Below are 17,349 nucleotides of genomic sequence, written 5' to 3' on the forward strand. Positions count from 1 at the left end.
GTCTTTCGCGGGTGACTTCGCCTTCTGATGTCGTAAACTGCGCGCAGAAATGCAACCCTTGTCAGAGGTCATGTCACCGATGCCGCACCGCCCCTATGTGATCGACGAATTGATCAGCGCCAAAGCGATCGCCGCAAAGATCGAGGATCTCGCCCGCGACATCGGGCGTAAATTCCATGATACGGACAAGCTTGTGGTGGTTGGTTTGTTGCGCGGGTCGTTTGTCTTTATCGCTGATCTGGTCCGCGAATTGGATCTGCCGGTCGAAGTCGACTTTCTTGAAGCATCATCATATGGTGACGCGATGGAAAGCAGCCGAGAGGTTCGTATTTTCAAAGACTTGCGTGGCCGCATTGAAGGGCGCGATGTCTTGGTCGTCGAAGATATCATCGACACAGGACATACGTTGACCCATGTCATGGATTATCTGGCGACCAAACAGCCCACCCGCCTTTGCAGCATTGCCCTGCTGGACAAGCCTGCGCGCCGCGAGGTGGATTTCCGCGCGGACTGGATCGGCTTTGAAATACCGGACGAGTTTGTGGTGGGTTACGGCATCGACTTTGCGCAGCGCAACCGGAACCTTCCCTATATCGGCAAGGTCCGTTTCACTGACGATCAATAACCAGATATCAACTAAAAACTGCAAAGTTATTCGTTTTTTATGGGTTGTTAACCTGTGTGTCGTTAGCTGGCCTTGTATGGGTGGGAGAACGGTTTATGCGTAGCTTACCAAGGTCTACGGCGGACGCGTCGGAGGATGTAATTTCCGCAATTTTAGACACAGTGCGCAAACTGATGGGTATGGATGTTGCATATATATCAGAGGCTTGTAATGACACGATAAAGTTCATCCGCGTTTCCGGGCAAGACAAGATGCAGATGGTGAAGCCCAATACGATGGTGCGGTTTGCTGACACCCCCTGCGGGCAGATCATGAACGGGACGCTTCCGCCGATGATGACGGACTTGAACGACTACCCGTCTACAAAAACCCTGCGTTTCATCCAGTCTGCGCATATTCGCGCAATGATCAGTGTCCCGATCAGGCGTCGCGACGGATCAATCCACGGTATGTTTTGTTGCTTTTCGCATGCCGCCCAGCCAGCACTTACCGCACGCGACCTGCAAACAGTGACCCTATTTGCGGATCTCGCCGCAAAGTCGTTGGCGGACGAGATTGATCTTGTCAGCGCGCGCAGCTTTGCTGTGAATCAGATAAAGCAGGTAATCAAACGCAGCGCGATCGACATTCATCTTCAACCGATCGCAACGCTGAATAGCCAGCGACCAGTCGGTGTAGAGGCGCTCAGCCGCTTTACGCTCACCTCTTGCGCTGACCCGATGATCTGGTTCGATTTGGCCACCGAGGCCGATATGCTGGTAAGGCTTGAATTGGCCGCGATCCGCAAAGCGTTGACATATTTGAACGAACTGCCACCCCGGCTATACCTGACACTGAATGCCAGCCCGGAAACGATTGCAGCGCCAGAGTTTTTGGATGTCATGATGAGCCTGCCCCGTCGCCGCGTGGTCATTGAATTGACCGAGCACAAGATGATCGGCGATGTCGATCGCATCTTGAAAGTCATTGCGCCGATGCGGTCGCGCGAGATCGGGATTGCCATCGACGATCTGGGTGCTGGCTATGCGGGGCTCAGCACCGTCGTGGAGCTTAATCCGAATGTGTTAAAGCTGGATCGTTCGTTGGTATCGGACATCCATAACGATCCGGTCAAACAATCGCTGACCCGCGCCATGGTCTATTTTTCAAAGCAAATTGGCGCGTTTTTAATCGCGGAAGGCATTGAAAAAGAGGAAGAAAAACGTGTGCTGCTGCACCTTGGTGTGCGCTTCGGTCAAGGGTATCATTTGGGTCGCCCGATCCCTGCCGAAGAACAAATCACGCGCTTGCATCTGTTACATCAAGCACGTTCAGGGGCCAACGTCAGCGAAAGCCCAGAACCTGCGCGCTGGGCCATTCACTAATTACAGTCCGCCCAACCGCTTAAGACGTGCAGCACGCAGTCGCGCGAAATCTTCGCCCGCATGATATGACGAACGGGTCAACGGCGTGGCTGAAACCATCAAGAAACCCTTGCCGAATGCGGCCTTTTCATATGACGCGAACTCCTCTGGCGTCACAAAACGGTCGACTTTGTGGTGTTTGGGCGTCGGCTGCAAATATTGCCCGATCGTCAAGAAATCGATGTCGGCCGCGCGCATATCCTCCATGACCTGAATGACTGATTGGCGGTCTTCACCCAACCCAACCATAATCCCCGACTTGGTAAACATTGTCGGGTCTAGCTCCTTGACCCGCTGCAAAAGACGCAGTGAATGGAAGTAGCGTGCGCCAGGCCGTACCTCTGGGTACAGGCCCGGTACTGTTTCCAGATTGTGGTTAAAGACGTCAGGCCGCGCAGCAACAACAACCTCTAACACACTGGAATCACATCGGATAAAATCAGGTGTAAGAATTTCAATCGTCGTTGCGGGCGATTGGCGACGCACTGCGCGGATGGTTTGCGCAAAATGCTCTGCACCGCCATCATCAACATCGTCGCGATCAACAGATGTGATAACGACGTGCTTGAGGCCCAGTTTTTTTACGGCATCCGCGACGCGCCCCGGCTCGAACACATCCAGTGCCTCGGGCGGCTTGCCCGTTGCAATATTACAGAACGTGCAGGCGCGGGTACACACCTCGCCCATAATCATCATTGTTGCATGGCCCTGCGACCAACATTCGCCGACGTTGGGACAGCCTGCTTCCTCGCAGACCGTGACCAGCTTGTGTTCGCGCATAATGTCGCGTGTTTGCTTGTATCCTTCTGAGGTCGGCGCCTTGACCCGAATCCAGTCTGGTTTTTTGGGCTGCGCCGCATCCGCGCGGCGCTGCTTTTCGGGGTGGCGCTGTGCCGGTATTTTCAGATCGCGCGTGGACATATCGGTCTCCGTTGGTTTGGCAGATAGGTAACGCCGCCCTATCGATTTGTCCAACAGTCTTGATACCCCGCATAGCCGACATGCAAAACCTTCATCAGCCGATCAACGGCCCGAACTTTCCGCCGTGCTGGCCATAATGGTTTTTTAGCCGCTCGAGCCCGATACGCAGCACAATTTTGCCGGAGCGCGCGGACCAACCCATGGTTTTTTCGGTCTGCTCCAGCCCTTCAAGAAAACAACAACACCGTAGCACAATATCACCCAGCCCGAGCCCCAGTTCTGTCAGTGCCATCCGCAGCCGATATCGCGCGGCCAACGCTCCGCAGGCTTGCGCCGGTTCTGCGAGTACGGGTTCTTGCATAAATGCGTCCCAGCTTTCGATGACGGGTTGCCCGACTTGCGCCAGTTCGAAATCTTCGCGCAGCCGTTCGCCGGCAACCACAAGCGACCGGTCCAAAAACGGTTTCCCATCGCGATCTTTGCGGCGTGCCAGCCCAACCAACGGGCTTTCGGTACCGTGATAGCGCCGGCTACGCTGCGATCCAGCGTCCATCGCATCCAAATCCCACGCGGCTTCGGCTTCGGGGTCACCACGCCGGTCCCCCAAGCCATGCGCGCGATTTTCGTCTTCGGCGGTCAGGCGGCGCAACGCCGCCCGTCCGGTGTTGGTGATAAAATAGCGCGCGATGCGTTCGTCAGGTGACGGGCAGGTAATCCAATCTTTCAATGCCATTGCCTGCGCGATCTCGCGGTCGACAATCGCGGTTCGCAACTGGTCACTTTGGCCCGCTTCGCGAACAACCACAGCTGTTTCCATATCGCGCGCCACGGCAAGTACGGCACCGTGTTCACACAGCCGCCGCAAAATGCGTTTCGCGTCCTGATCAATGCGTCGCTGCGTAAGCTCCTGCTTGTGATCGATGCGATCAAACTTACGTTCTGAGTTCATTTTTGTGCGTCCCTTGTGTTGTGCTAATTGATCGGATGCAACCTGTGTCGAAAGCTGGTCGAGCGCCGCGTCGATCAACGGATCATCACGACGTCCCTCAAACCTGCGTACTTGGCGCAGGACGGTGGAAGGATGGCAATCACTCGCTCTTGCGACAGCCCTGATCGAAAGGCCTGTTTGCGTGTGAACCAGATAATTGCGGGCGGCCATAGGAACCCACCTAGGGAGCCGCTGATCGGATGGTGGCTCTGGCTGTGCAGTCATTTTTGCGTCCTCTTCCCGAAGGTTTCGATAGACCATCGCAGGATCGCTATCAGTACCAGCACGCTGAAAAATCAACCTATTCTTGCCTGGTTACTCATTTGTTAACGCCCTGGTTGGCTCGTCAACTATTCTTGCTAAAAGATAAACAAATCTGACCCTTGCGTTCTTAACAAACGGGATCGCCGCAACACCCGCAAACCCTGTGCAAAGGTGCGTTGGTAGATTTCCGCTAAAAAGGACAGGCCATGATCGATCTTGATACCCGCATTTCAATGCTGAAACGCCCCACTTTACTGGCACGCGCAGCCAGATTCGGGCTCGACGACTATCGCCGCGAAATCCATTTGCAAAGGATTTTGGGTGTAGAGACGCTACCGCGATCAGCGGACGCGTTAATGCAGCTGCTGAGTATCGAATCCGAGATGAACACCCAGCGACTGGATCAGTCCGGTGAATACAATCTGGGGCGGCATGTGGATGTGTTAATTGCCATCACAGGCGAGGCACTGCTGATGCGTGCGACTCGCCTGCGTCTTGTGGAACAGGCGCCGTCTTAGCCAAAGGCGTCGGACATGCTTGCCTTTTTCTCGGCAACATACGCCCGCAGCCGCGCTTCGATTTCAGGATCAAGCGTCGGTTGCTGGTAGGTATCCAGCATCTTTTTGACCCGTGCACTGGCAAGGGTCTGCGTATCGCGCGCGCCCTCTTCGTCCCATGTCTCGAACGGCTTATAATCGAACAGGTCGGACCGCCAGAATGCCGTCTTGAAATTGGATTGCGTGTGTTCGCAGCCCAGATAGTGGCCCCCCGGCCCGACTTCGGCAATGGCGCCCATCGCTTGACCATTTTCAGACATATCAACGCCGCGCGCAAAATGATGCAACGTACCCAACTGGTCGGCGTCCATGACGAACTTTTCAAAGGACGCCACCAGCCCACCTTCAAGCCAACCACAGGCGTGCAACATAAAGTTGACACCGGACAGCAGGCCCATCTGCAAACTGTTTGATGTCTCGTAGGCCGCCTGTGCGTCGGGCAATTTCGACCCGCAGAATGATCCGGCAGACCGGTAAGGCAACCCCAGACGGCGGGCCAGCTGACCCGCGCCATAAGTGATATGTGCGGCCTCGGGTGTCCCGAATGTTGGTGCGCCAGAGTTCATGTCAATCGACGTGACAAACGCCCCGAAAATTACCGGCGCGCCAGGACGCACCAGCTGGGAATAGGCGACGCCCGCCAACACTTCGGCCAAAACTTGCGTCAGCGTTCCAGCCACCGATACCGGCGCCATGGCACCACCGACAATAAACGGGCTGATGATCGACGCCTGATTATTGGCCGCAAAAACCTCAAGCGCGCCCATCATCGTATTATCAAATGTCAGCGGAGAGTTGATATTGATCAGCGATGTCATCACCGTATTGTTTTGGACAAATTCCTTGCCAAACAGGATTTCGCACATGTCGATGGAATCTTGTGCGCGGCTGGGTTCGGTCACTGACCCCATGAACGGCTTGTCGGAATAGACCATATGGGCCAGCAACATATCAAGGTGACGTTTGTTCACCGGTACATCGGTCGGCTCGCAGACGGTCCCGCCCGAGTGATGTAGCCACTTAGACATATAGCCCAGTTTCACGAATTTCTCAAAATCCGCCATCGTCGCGTAACGGCGCCCACCTTCGGCATCGCGCACAAACGGCGGGCCATAAACCGGCGCCAGAACCAGATTTTTGCCACCAATCACAACATTACGGTCGGGGTTGCGGGCATGTTGGGTGAATGTGGCCGGGGCCGTCGCACACAGCTTGCGCGCCAACCCGCGCGGAATACGCACGCGCTCGCCGTCAACCTGTGCACCCGCAGCGCGCCACCGGTCCAGCGCGGCCGGATTTTCGACGAAGTTCACGCCAATTTCCGCCAGCACGGTTTCGGCATTTGCCTCGATCACGTTCAATGCGTCTTCGGTCAGCACTTCGTAATTGGGAATATTGCGTTCAATATACTTTGCGGTTTCCACACTTACGGCGGTACGTTCGGCCCGGCGGGCAGCGCCGCCACCGCCACGTGCGCGGCGCCCTGATGTGACTGGTGCATCTGACATGAATTATTCCTTAAAAGCTGTCTTGCGCCATTGATACCGACCGTTGGCCCCACACCCTGTTACTTTTGCGCCCTTTCCGGCGCGAAAACGACATAGGCAGCGATCCGTGCCAACAAATTCAAAGCGGCGGTGCGTCCCGCAGGTATTTTCGCTGACAAACGACCTTTGCCAAAGCAACGCTCTTGCACAAATCCAACTCTGGCTTTACCGAAGCGCCATGGAAAACAGCACCCACGAACGCCTTCTCATCATTGATTTTGGCAGCCAGGTCACGCAGCTGATTGCGCGTCGCCTGCGCGAACTTAGCGTCTATTGCGAAATTCACCCTTACCAGCGCGTCACTGACGAATTTCTTGTGGAATTTGCGCCCAAGGCGGTCATCCTGTCCGGCGGCCCCGACAGTGTGACCCGCGAGGGATCACCGCGCGCGCCGCAGTCGCTGTTTGACCTCGGCATTCCGGTGCTGGGCATCTGTTACGGCCAGCAAACGATGATGACGCAACTGGGCGGCAAAGTCATCGGCGGGCACGGCACCGCTGAATTTGGCCGCGCCTATGTGACCCCCAAAGGGTCACTGCCACTGCTTGATGGGTGGTTTCTGACCGATAAAGAACAAGTCTGGATGAGCCACGGCGATCATGTTTCCGAAATCGCCCCCGGATTCGAAGTTTACGGCACATCGCCAAACGCCCCGTTTGCGGTGACAGCCGATGTCTTGCGTAACTTTTACGCGGTGCAATTCCACCCCGAAGTCCACCACACCCCGAACGGCGCTAAGCTGTATGAAAATTTTGTGCGCATCGCGGGATTTAGCGGTGACTGGACCATGGGCGCATACCGCGAACAAGCGATCGCAGCGATCAAAGAACAAGTCGGCGACAAGAACGTGATCTGCGCGCTGTCGGGTGGCGTCGACAGCTCTGTCGCTGCGGCCTTGCTCCACGAAGCGATTGGCGATCAGCTGACGTGTGTTTTCGTTGACCACGGGTTGCTGCGCCTGAACGAGGCCGAAGAAGTCGTGACCATGTTCCGCGACCATATGAACCTCAAGGTGATCCATGCCGATGAAACAGAATTGTTTCTGGGCGAATTGGACGGCGTGTCTGATCCGGAAACCAAACGCAAGATTATCGGCCGCCTGTTCATCGACGTTTTCCAGAAATACGCCAATGAAATCGACGGTGCAGAGTTCCTGGCGCAAGGCACGCTCTATCCAGATGTCATTGAATCGGTGTCGTTTTCCGGCGGACCTTCGGTGACGATCAAAAGCCACCACAACGTGGGCGGCCTGCCAGAGAAAATGGGTTTGAAACTCGTTGAACCGCTGCGCGAACTGTTCAAGGACGAAGTGCGCGCCTTGGGCGTCGAACTTGGTTTGCCGCCCAGCTTTATCGGGCGTCACCCGTTCCCCGGTCCCGGCCTTGCTATCCGCTGCCCCGGCGAAATCACCCGTGAAAAGCTTGAAATCCTACGCAAGGCCGACGCGGTCTATATCGACCAGATCCGCAAACACGGGCTTTATGATGAAATCTGGCAGGCCTTTGTCGCAATCCTTCCTGTGCGCACCGTTGGTGTGATGGGTGATGGCCGCACCTATGATTTCGCCTGTGCGCTGCGCGCAGTCACATCAGTCGATGGGATGACCGCGGATTACTACCCTTTCACCCATGAATTTCTTGGGGAAACCGCAACGCGGATTATCAATGAAATCCAAGGTATTAACCGTGTAACTTATGACATCACGTCAAAGCCTCCGGGGACGATCGAATGGGAATAACCGGCAGGCCGGGTAATGTGCGGCTATTGGGAACGATCACCATTCCCGTGACCCAACACGAAGCGCTCATTCCTTTGTTAGAGGAACACATGCGTCTGACCCGTGCCGAACCCGGCTGTCTTCATTTTGACGTAACCCAGGACGCCGAAACGCCCGAACTGTTTCACGTCAGCGAACTGTTCGTTGACGCCACTGCGTTTGATGCGCATCAATCAAACGGCGCCAAACGCGCATGGGGTCCTGCCAGCGCCGGAGTGGTGCGCAATTTCCGCAAGGAAACGCTCTGACGCGCAAAACGACAAATAGGACGGCACTGCGACCTGTTGTTGGCCTTGTGGTTTTCTGCGCGATCACCCTTTTTCTGACCGCATTCAGCATCTGCGCATATGCAATCCTGCACCAGCAACCACAAGCCAAAGGCGATGTGATTGTCGTACTTGGTGCAGGTATGGACCATGACGGCACGCTCCACGCCCCCAGTATTGCCCGCGTGGAAACCGGCGTTGGTCTTTATCGTAATGGCGCAGCGTCACACATACATTTCACGGGTGGACGCGCTGTGATGGGCGGGCCAAGCGCGGGTGACGAAATGGCCGCGCTTGCGATGTCGCTCGGGGTGCCAAGCGACGCGATCACTGTTGAAACGCAATCGCTTTCGACCCTACAAAACGCTTTGTTCTCTCGTCCATATTTAGAAAATCACCGCCGGATTATACTGGTCACCGAAGCGTTTCACCTTCCAAGGGCTGTCGCCAGCTTCTGGTGGATGGGTATGCAAGATGTACAGGCCGTGCATAGCGCACGTTTTCGCCGCACCGACGCAGGATTGATCAATCCAAGAATGATCGGACGCGAAGCAGTGGCAATTTGGTTCAACCTTGGCCGCGCCTTGCTTTGGTCCGGAACCGGCCACAAGCACCCTGACCTGTTGGAATAGGTCTTGCATATCACACACCAAAAAGCACAACTGTGCGCATGAACAATATCGTCAAAGCCGGAATATGGATGGTCGGCGCCATCGCAGCATTTACGTGCATGGCACTCGCCGGGCGCGCCGTGAGCTTTGAACTGGATACCTTTGAAATCATGTTGTTTCGCAGCCTGACCGGTGTGGTGATCGTGCTGTCGATTGCCGTCGTTTCAGGGCAAACACAGCAGTTCAAAACCCGGCACGTACGGATGCACCTGACGCGTAACCTGTTTCACTTTATCGGGCAAAACCTGTGGTTTGTGGCAATCGCGACGATCCCTCTGGCGCAGGTGTTCGCGCTTGAATTCACAACCCCCATCTGGGTTATCCTGCTGTCGCCCTTGGTTTTGCGTGAACGGCTGACACCGATCGGTATGATCTGCGCGGTCATGGGGTTCACGGGTGTTATCATCGTGGCGCAGCCCGGCGCAGCAGAGCTAAACGTGGGTTTCGTCGCGGGCGCAACCTGCGCCATCTTCTTTGCGCTCACAGCTATCTTTACCCGAAAATTGACGCAAAACGACCCGATCCTGACGATCATGTTCTATCTTACCGTCATGCAAGCAATTTTCGGTCTGATCTGTGCAGGCATCGACGGCGACATCGCGGTGCCATCTCGCATCACTTTGCCATTAATCATCCTGATCGGTTTCGCGGGTTTAGGCGCGCACTTCTGCCTGACCAAAGCCCTAAGCCTGGCCCCGGCCAGTATCGTGATGCCAATCGACTTTGTCCGCTTACCTGTCATTTCTATTGCCGGGATGTTGCTGTTCAACGAACCCGTGCATTTGATTGTTTTTGTGGGCGCCGCATTAATTTTCGCCGCGAATTACCTGAACATCAGCTACGGACAGACCGCACGGCAGCCTGCCTCATTCGCCGCCAAAAACAACTAGACCGTTTAGTTTATTGCAATTTTGAGACGGCAAGCCCTCAGTTGGGCGATGACGCAGCGTCAAGAATTGACGCAAAGGTCACACACTCCTTACGGTCAAACCACGAGGAGATTCATGACAGGGATGAGGACATGAAAAACACATTATCAGCTGGCGCAGCACTGCTGCTGACCACAAGCATCGCGAGCGCCGGTGGGCTGGATCGATCTGGGCAGAGCGTTGGTGCGCTTTTTGAAGACGGCAGCTACATGGAACTGAGTTTAGGTTACGTGATGCCAGACGTCAGTGGTGAAGTCACCGGATTAGGCGTCGGTAGCGGCAATGTTGGTGTAAACTACGGACAGGTTGGCGCCGCATTCAAGAATGACGTAAATGACAAAGTGTCCTATGCGTTGATTTTGGATCAACCGTATGGTGCAAACGTCGATTATGACGAAACAGAAGCAGGCTATCCGATCGCGACTTCACATGCTGAATTCCGCAGTACTGGCGTTACGCTACTGGGCCGCTACAAGCTCGATGAAAACATCAGCGTCCACGGCGGCTTACGTGCGGTAACAATCGGCGCAGATGCCTATGTCGTTACAAGCTCGGCATACGACGCCGCTTATGACGACGACACGCAGTTGGCCTATGTCATTGGTGGTGCATATGAACGCCCCGATATCGCGCTGCGCGTCGCACTGACGTATACTTCGGCGATGGATTTCTCACATGCGACCAATCTGGGCGGTGCGGATGTCCGGGACACGAAATATGAAATTCCGCAAAGTGTTAATCTGGATTTCCAAACCGGTATCGCCGCTGACACCCTTTTGTTCGGTTCGGTACGCTGGGTTGAATGGTCAAAAACACAAATTGATAGCTTTGGTTACCCTAGCAACCCAATTGTCGGCTATACCGATGATGTATTCACTTACAACTTGGGTGTCGGACGCCGTTTCTCTGACGCTTTTTCCGGATCTGTTTCGATTGGTCACGAAAAAGCAAACGGCGGTCAAGCAAGCAACCTTTCACCAACTGATGGCAACACGAGCCTTTCGGTGGGCGGTGCCTATACGATGGACAACGGCGTCAAGCTCTCCGGTGGTGTGCGCTATGTTATGATCGGCGACGCAACAACAAGTTTTGCGACGTTCGAAGACAATAGTGCTGTCGCACTTGGTCTGAAGGTGTCCTACAACTACTGATCTTCAGCCTGCAAAGATACAAAGCCCCGTCCATATGGCGGGGCTTTTTCATTTCAGCCGCGCCAAAACCGCTTTTGCGGCGCGCAATCCGGGGGCTTCGCCGCCCTGCCCCAGCCGCGCCATCGTGAGCGCTATCGCCGCGTTCTGCGCGTCAGGCGCTGCCAGCACCGCCATTACCGCGTCAGCAATCGGGCCGGGTTCACAATTTTTACCGATAAACTCTGGCACCACACGCATATCACTGACCAAATTCACCAATGTCACTGTATCGACCAGCAGCATCCGACTGATGATAAATCGGCTAAGCGGTGACATATCATAAGCGATCACCATTGGCGTGCCATTCGCCGCCAGCTCAAGCGACACCGTCCCAGACGCCGCCAACGCGACGTCCGCCCGTTTGAACCACGCCGCCTTATCGGGTGATCCGGGTGGAAGGATCGTAACCGGAATATCCCAATGGGCGGTCTTTTCACGCACAAGGTCGTAAACCCCATCGGTTGTGGGGATCACAAACTTTGCATCATGTAACCGGTCAGCAACCCGTTTCGCCGCCGCATAAAAGCGGTCCGCTAACCGCCCGACTTCGCCTTTGCGGCTGCCGGGTAAGACCAGCACAACTGTGCCCGCGCCCATCGCATCAGCGTCAGCTTGGGTTGCGACAGGTTCAGCCACCACCGGGTGCCCGACAAAATCACAGTCCATCCCTGCAGCTTGCATATACGGGGGTTCAAAAGGAAACAGCGCAAGGACGTGATCAATGTGATGCGCCATTTTTGCGGCGCGACCAGGACGCCACGCCCAGACTGTCGGCGCGACGTAGTGGACGGTGCGAATATCACTGGAGGCCTTCACCAATCTTGCCACCCGCAGACAAAAATCAGGACTGTCGATGGTGATCAATACATCAGGATTTGTTGCGATAACGGCAGCAGCCATTTCGCGGATACGCGCCTTGAGAGCGCGGTATTTTGGTAAAATCTCGGCCAGTCCCATGACGCTAAGCTCGTCCATAGGAAACCGGCTGACCAAACCTTCGGCCTGCATCAACGGGCCACCCACCCCGTCAAAACGAACATCTGGCCGCAGCTGTTTCAGGCCCGCCATCATGGCAGCCCCCAGTTTATCGCCCGATGCCTCGCCAGCGATAACAAATACCTTCATAGCCCGCCCCGCGGTCGCACCCATAGAAACATCCCTTGCGCGTCCAAAATCCGCCTGACCGCAGGAAGATCCAACACCATCACCCCACCCGCCTCGATCACGATTCCATCAAGCCCCGCCTCTGCGGCGGCCATCGCCGTGTGTGGCCCGATCAAAGGTAAATCAGCGCGCCGGTCCTGGGTGGGTTTGGGCGCCTTGAAAAGGATCCCACCAAGCGAAGTATCCGGTTTATGGGGATGGGCAATCAACCAGTTTTTTACATCTTTGGTCAAATCAACGACCATATCCATGGCCCATTCCAACGGATCAAACGCCATGGATTGACGATTGTAAGGTAAAAATAATTTTTGCAGCATCGCGTCGGTCCCATGCGCATCCTCACGCACGACGACATTTCCGTCACGGATCACGCAGGCTTGGCCGGTATCCGTAAACCCCATCTCGGTGACGCATCCTTCGCCCGCAAAGGCGTCACGGGTGTGTCGCGATGCTGGCCCCATTTTGGTACGCACGCCGGACGCAGGCAGCAACTCTGGCACAATTTGATGCGCCGCAACCACATTAAACCCGGCGTCCTCCATGATGCCGATTATGACGCGCAAGGCCCCGTCGTCGCCTTGGGTCAGTGCTGCTTGCACCTTGGGGACCAATGGCATGGTCGCGCTGTCAATCTGGCTGGGGTCGATCTGCGGCCGGCGCACGGCCCCTGCCATGCAAATGTCTGTGACGCCGCGCAACTTTAGGGTCGCCAGAAAGCTCCCCAAATGTTCCATACGAAAGCTGATATCAGGCGCCACAGCGGGTTCAAAACCGCGCAAGCAACAAATCAGCGGGCGCTGAGTCAATCGGGCGACCAAAGCAGGCGGCAGCGCGCCTGTGCCTGCAATCAGCGCCAGCATCAGCCCGGCGTCAAAAAGTTACGGTCTGTGTCACCTAAAATAAAGGCAACCATCTCTTGCACGTAGACGCTGTCGCTTTCCTCGCCCAAGCGACGCGCGCGATCTTGAAACGTACCCTCGCCATCTTTGAGCATCTGGAAAGCCGCGCGCAGCGCGGTGATATCCGCACGCGGCACGCCTTTGCGTTTCAAACCAACCAGGTTAAGCCCATCCAAAACCCCACGTGGGCCTTGCACAAGCCCGTGCGGCACCACATCGTTTGTCACCATCGTGACGGCGCCGATAATCGCGCCTTTGCCGATACGCACCCATTGATGCACACCGCTTAAGCCGCCGATGATCACGTCGTCTTCGATGATACAATGCCCTGCGACCGCGGAAGAATTCACCACAATGACACGGTTACCGACCTGTGCGTCATGCGCAATATGGCAGCCTGCCATGAACAATCCATCATCCCCGATACGGGTAAGGCCGCCGCCCTGTACTGTGCCTGTATTTATTGTAACGTGTTCGCGTATCCGGTTGCGGGCACCGATCCGCAGGCGCGTTTCTTCACCGTCGAACTTCAGATCTTGTGGAATTTCACCAATTACGGCGAACGGGAAAATCACCGTATCGTCACCGATCTGCGTATCGCCATCAACCACCACATGGCTTTTCAGGGTCACCCGTTCGCCAAGCACCACCTTGGCCCCGATCACACAGAACGGGCCGATCACGCAACCCGCGCCGATCACGGCGCCTTCGGAAACCACGGCTGAGGGGTGAATTGTGCTCATGCGCTTGGCAAATCCATCATCGCAGTGAATTCTGCCTCTGCGGCCATTTCACCATCGACTGTCGCGACCCCCTTAAAGCGCCAGACTTTGCCGCCCGGTTTGCCTCTGGTCGTCTCGACATGCATTTCCAGCACATCTCCGGGCACCACTTTGCGCCGGAATTTGCATCCATCGATGGCCATAAAATACACAAGCAAATTGCCTTCGGTCAGGCCAAGCGTTGCGCCAACCATCACGGCCGTTGTCTGCGCCATTGCCTCGACGATGGTGACGCCCGGCATGATCGGATTTCCGGGAAAGTGGCCTTGGAAATGTGGCTCGTTCATTGTCACGTTTTTGACGCCGACAGCCGATGTCGTGCCATTGATGCTGTGAACTTTGTCCACCAGCAAGAACGGGTAACGATGTGGCAGGATTTTTTGGATCAGAATAATGTCAGCTTCGGTGACGGGTTCGGACATTGGATAGTCTTCCTTATTTTCGCGGCGCTTTTAGGCCGCTTTGTCCCTGAGTAGCAAGGGAAACCAGCGCGGGCAAGCCAGAGCTAGCGTGTGCCATCGCCCAATTCGGCGTCAACACGGACAATCACATCATCGGTAATATTCGCAGCACGGACAGACATCACGACATTGCGTTGCTCCATGACCAATACGGCACCGCGTTCGATCATAATATTGCCGATGATGCCCTGTACCCGGTCTTCGAATTTTGCGCGCTCTTCCGCCGCCGAATTCTGAAGGTCAACATTCTTTGCATCGCGGGCGCGCCGAACCTCTTGGGCCTTTGCATCAAACGCATCGGCCTCGGCACGAAAGGCTTCGGGTGTCATCGCTGGCCGACGCACTGTCAGGCTGCGCTCTTCTTCGGTCAGCGTCGCAACAATTTGTTCATTTTCCGTCTGCAACTGTGCAACGAGAGCGGCCATATCGTCCGATATTCTGCGCCCGTACAGCGTTTCAAAGAAGATGCGGTCGCTGTCGATAATCAGTATTTGCGGCGCGCCTTCCTGGGCTGCGGCAGGCAGTGCCAACAGCAACCAAACCAGAATTGCGCGCCACAAAATCATCAAAAGCTCGTCGAGATGGTCACATCAAAGGATTTGGGATTATCCTGATCTTGCACATCCAGCGGTTCGGTAAAGTTGAACCGCAATGGCCCGATGGGGGTTGTCCAGAAAACCGACAGACCGGCCACAGCGCGCGGCGTGAAATCATCATAAAGCACGGATTGGCCATAGGTTTCGCCAACATTCCAGACCGATCCGTAGTCAACGAATGCGCCGCCAGATAATCCGTATTCGCTGGGCAGTCCCAATGGGAATTCGGTTTCCAGCCGGACAACAGCATAGGCGTTGCCACCCAGCGCATCGTCCGTCACGGCATCACGCGGCCCGACACCGCCAGCTTCAAAGCCGCGCATCACCCTGCTCCCCATAAAAAAGCGGTCGGTAACGCGGCTGCTGCCTTCTTGGTAGTCGAGGTAACCGCTCTCGAACGTTGCGCGCAAAGTGACTTCTTCGTTCAGAACTTTGGCTTCCGCCCCAGCCAGTGCCGTTGATTTGATGAACTGCGCATCTCCAAACCCGAACTCCTGACCGAACCGTAACAGCACGCCTGCATTCGGGTTCAAACCCGTACGGCGGGTATCAAAGCTATAAACATAGCCCAATGAATGGGTAGTGACTGCGCCCTCGTCCTCTTCGTTCTGAATGACTTGGCTTGCACTTGCGCTTACATCGGTCAAATCACTGTAATCGAGCGCATAAAGAACGGATAACCGTCCGTTTTCGCTGACTGGAAAACTCAGCGAAGGGCTGATGCGGAAGGTTTCCGTGTCATACAGCGCATTTTCGTTGTTGGTCGTGCCATAGGACGTATCAAACGAAAACCGCAGGTCGCGGCCCAACAATTGCGGTTCTGTGAACCCGAACGTCAATCGGCGGTTGGTTTCAGCAGTGGACAGATCAAAGTTAAGCCGTTGACCCCGACCCTGAAAGTTTGACTGCTTATACGATGCAACCAGCCCAAGCCCGGTGTCACTGTTATAATTCGCCCCAAAGCTGAGCGATCCGGTCGGACCTTCCACCACGTTCACGTCGACAATGACTTGATTTTCAGATGTCCCCTGACGCGTCTCAACCGATGCGTTTTGAAAGAACCCCAGCGCGCGAATGCGGCGCGCGCTTTCCTGAATACCGCGGGCGTTGAATGCATCCCCCTCAACAACGTCAAACTGGTTGCGGATCACGCGGTCAAGCGTGGTGCCATTGCCTTCGATGTCGATCCGCTCGACAAAAAGTCGCGGACCGGGCACCAGAACATATTCAAGATCAAGCGTAAGATCACGCGGGTTCCGGTTAATGCGTGTTTCAACACGTACAAAGTTTTGTCCCTGACGTAGCGCAAGCCGTTCAATCCGTGTGATATCGGTTTCAATCGGCACCGGAGAATAGGTCGCGCCCGACCGCACACGGATCACGTCGCCATAAGGCGCAGCATCAAGCCCTGCGATTTCACTCGACACGCTAACGGACCCAAAGTTGAATTTTTGCCCTTCGCGCAGGTTATACGTGACCAGATAGGCATCCCGTTCACGGGTGAGCGCCACATCGACGTTTTGGATTACAAAGTCGGGGTAGCCGCGGGAATGGTAAAAATCGGTCAGCAGTTCGCGATCGGCAGCAACACGGTCAGGCGAATATGTGTCCCGCCGGATCAACGCACGCAAAATACCGGCCTGCTTGGTGTCAAGGACACGCTGCAAACGCGACTCTGAATAGGTGCGGTTGCCCAAAAACGAAATTCGTTCAATCTCAGTCACCGCAGATTCGGTCACTTCAAACACCAGATCGACCCGGTTATCGCTCAGGGGGATAATGCGGGGTGTGACCGTTGCATTGATGCGCCCCTGCTCTGCATAGGCCTGGGTCAGCGCGGCGGTATCCGCTTCGGCCTGTGTCGGATTGTAAACACGACGCGGCTGCGATTGCACCACCTGCATCAAGTCGGCATCGCGCAGGCGATCGTTGCCTTCAATGTTGATACGGCTGATGGTGGGGTATTCGACGACGGTGATCAAAAGGCTATTGCCAACCGGAACCAAGGCAACACTTTCAAACAGGCCAGTGGCGCGAATTTTCTGCGCCGCATCGTTCAGATCATCCAGCCCATAGGCGGTTCCTTGCGCAAGCCCGCCATACGTCAGAATTGTGCCGTCGGCGACCCGCTGGTTGCCGTCAATTGTCACCGCGTTGAAAACATAGCTTTGCGCAGAAACAGCGCCTGCCGAGAAAATTGCGAAACTCGCAGCCATCCCTAGATGACGTGCTGTTGTTACGCTTTGCGCCCGCAGGCACCCCACAAATTTATGCATTTTTATTCGCCTGTTTTTCACATGCCACTCGTT

Annotated in this window: 17 protein-coding genes; 8 read left to right on the plus strand and 9 right to left on the minus strand. The window is 55.6% G+C overall.

From position 1 onward, the window contains the following. Positions 1–79: 79 nt before the first annotated feature. Positions 80–625, plus strand: a complete 546-nt coding sequence (gene hpt / locus ACXJGX_RS00330; RefSeq protein ID WP_474778147.1) for a hypoxanthine phosphoribosyltransferase — start codon at positions 80–82, stop codon at positions 623–625. 95 nt (positions 626–720) lie between these two features. Next, the gene (locus ACXJGX_RS00335) at positions 721–1,989 is read left to right on the plus strand and encodes a sensor domain-containing phosphodiesterase (RefSeq protein WP_474778148.1); all 1,269 of its coding nucleotides are present in this window, start codon (positions 721–723) and stop codon (positions 1,987–1,989) included. On the opposite strand, the gene lipA is transcribed toward ACXJGX_RS00335, so the two are convergent. Next, entirely contained in the window at positions 1,990–2,949 is a 960-nt protein-coding gene (lipA, locus tag ACXJGX_RS00340) for a lipoyl synthase (protein WP_474778149.1), read from the minus strand. Between the two features lie 94 nt (positions 2,950–3,043). Beyond that, positions 3,044–4,108: a DUF6456 domain-containing protein gene (locus ACXJGX_RS00345; RefSeq protein WP_474778150.1), complete on the minus strand. Its 1,065-nt coding sequence runs from the start codon at positions 4,106–4,108 to the stop codon at positions 3,044–3,046. A 299-nt stretch (positions 4,109–4,407) separates the two neighbouring features. Here ACXJGX_RS00345 and ACXJGX_RS00350 point away from each other — a divergent pair, with 299 nt between their 5' ends. Next, positions 4,408–4,719, plus strand: coding sequence for a DUF6477 family protein (locus ACXJGX_RS00350; protein ID WP_474778151.1), 312 nt, complete (start codon positions 4,408–4,410; stop codon positions 4,717–4,719). On the opposite strand, the gene ACXJGX_RS00355 is transcribed toward ACXJGX_RS00350, so the two are convergent. Further along, positions 4,716–6,266: a trimethylamine methyltransferase family protein gene (locus tag ACXJGX_RS00355; protein WP_474778152.1), complete on the minus strand. Its 1,551-nt coding sequence runs from the start codon at positions 6,264–6,266 to the stop codon at positions 4,716–4,718. The genes ACXJGX_RS00350 and ACXJGX_RS00355 overlap by 4 nt on opposite strands. Positions 6,267–6,483: 217 nt before the next feature. Between ACXJGX_RS00355 and guaA the strand changes: the two genes are divergently transcribed. From guaA to ACXJGX_RS00380, 5 genes are all read left to right on the plus strand, one after another. Beyond that, positions 6,484–8,043 carry a glutamine-hydrolyzing GMP synthase gene (gene guaA, locus ACXJGX_RS00360; RefSeq protein WP_474778153.1) on the plus strand — a complete coding sequence of 520 codons (1,560 nt, stop codon included), beginning with the start codon at positions 6,484–6,486 and terminating at the stop codon, positions 8,041–8,043. Further along, entirely contained in the window at positions 8,034–8,330 is a 297-nt protein-coding gene (locus ACXJGX_RS00365) for a putative quinol monooxygenase (RefSeq protein ID WP_474778154.1), read from the plus strand. The genes guaA and ACXJGX_RS00365 overlap by 10 nt, the downstream gene beginning before the upstream one ends. 137 nt (positions 8,331–8,467) lie before the next feature. Beyond that, entirely contained in the window at positions 8,468–8,980 is a 513-nt protein-coding gene (locus ACXJGX_RS00370) for a YdcF family protein (RefSeq protein WP_474778155.1), read from the plus strand. A 38-nt stretch (positions 8,981–9,018) separates the two neighbouring features. Then, the gene (locus tag ACXJGX_RS00375) at positions 9,019–9,909 is read left to right on the plus strand and encodes a DMT family transporter (protein ID WP_474778156.1); all 891 of its coding nucleotides are present in this window, start codon (positions 9,019–9,021) and stop codon (positions 9,907–9,909) included. Between the two features lie 131 nt (positions 9,910–10,040). Then, complete coding sequence (locus ACXJGX_RS00380) at positions 10,041–11,099, plus strand: OmpP1/FadL family transporter (protein ID WP_474778157.1); 1,059 nt, start codon at positions 10,041–10,043, stop codon at positions 11,097–11,099. Between the two features lie 48 nt (positions 11,100–11,147). Here ACXJGX_RS00380 and lpxB read toward each other — a convergent pair whose 3' ends face one another. From lpxB to bamA, 6 genes are all read right to left on the minus strand, one after another. Continuing rightward, positions 11,148–12,263, minus strand: a complete 1,116-nt coding sequence (gene lpxB / locus ACXJGX_RS00385; protein WP_474778158.1) for a lipid-A-disaccharide synthase — start codon at positions 12,261–12,263, stop codon at positions 11,148–11,150. Beyond that, positions 12,260–13,162 carry an LpxI family protein gene (locus tag ACXJGX_RS00390; protein ID WP_474778159.1) on the minus strand — a complete coding sequence of 301 codons (903 nt, stop codon included), beginning with the start codon at positions 13,160–13,162 and terminating at the stop codon, positions 12,260–12,262. The genes lpxB and ACXJGX_RS00390 overlap by 4 nt, the downstream gene beginning before the upstream one ends. Then, on the minus strand, positions 13,162–13,944 hold the full coding sequence (gene lpxA, locus ACXJGX_RS00395) for an acyl-ACP--UDP-N-acetylglucosamine O-acyltransferase (RefSeq protein ID WP_474778160.1): 783 nt from the start codon (positions 13,942–13,944) through the stop codon (positions 13,162–13,164). Before lpxA ends, ACXJGX_RS00390 begins: the two co-directional genes overlap by 1 nt. After that, positions 13,941–14,405 (minus strand): 3-hydroxyacyl-ACP dehydratase FabZ, encoded by a 465-nt coding sequence (gene fabZ, locus ACXJGX_RS00400; RefSeq protein ID WP_474778161.1) that lies wholly within the window; start codon positions 14,403–14,405, stop codon positions 13,941–13,943. The genes lpxA and fabZ overlap by 4 nt, the downstream gene beginning before the upstream one ends. Before the next feature lie 83 nt (positions 14,406–14,488). Then, positions 14,489–15,010 (minus strand): OmpH/Skp family outer membrane protein, encoded by a 522-nt coding sequence (locus tag ACXJGX_RS00405; RefSeq protein ID WP_474778162.1) that lies wholly within the window; start codon positions 15,008–15,010, stop codon positions 14,489–14,491. Next, on the minus strand, positions 15,010–17,316 hold the full coding sequence (gene bamA / locus ACXJGX_RS00410; RefSeq protein WP_474778163.1) for an outer membrane protein assembly factor BamA: 2,307 nt from the start codon (positions 17,314–17,316) through the stop codon (positions 15,010–15,012). The genes ACXJGX_RS00405 and bamA overlap by 1 nt, the downstream gene beginning before the upstream one ends. Positions 17,317–17,349 lie beyond the last annotated feature (33 nt).

The sequence above is a fragment of the Yoonia sp. SWMV100 genome, from assembly GCF_056108365.1.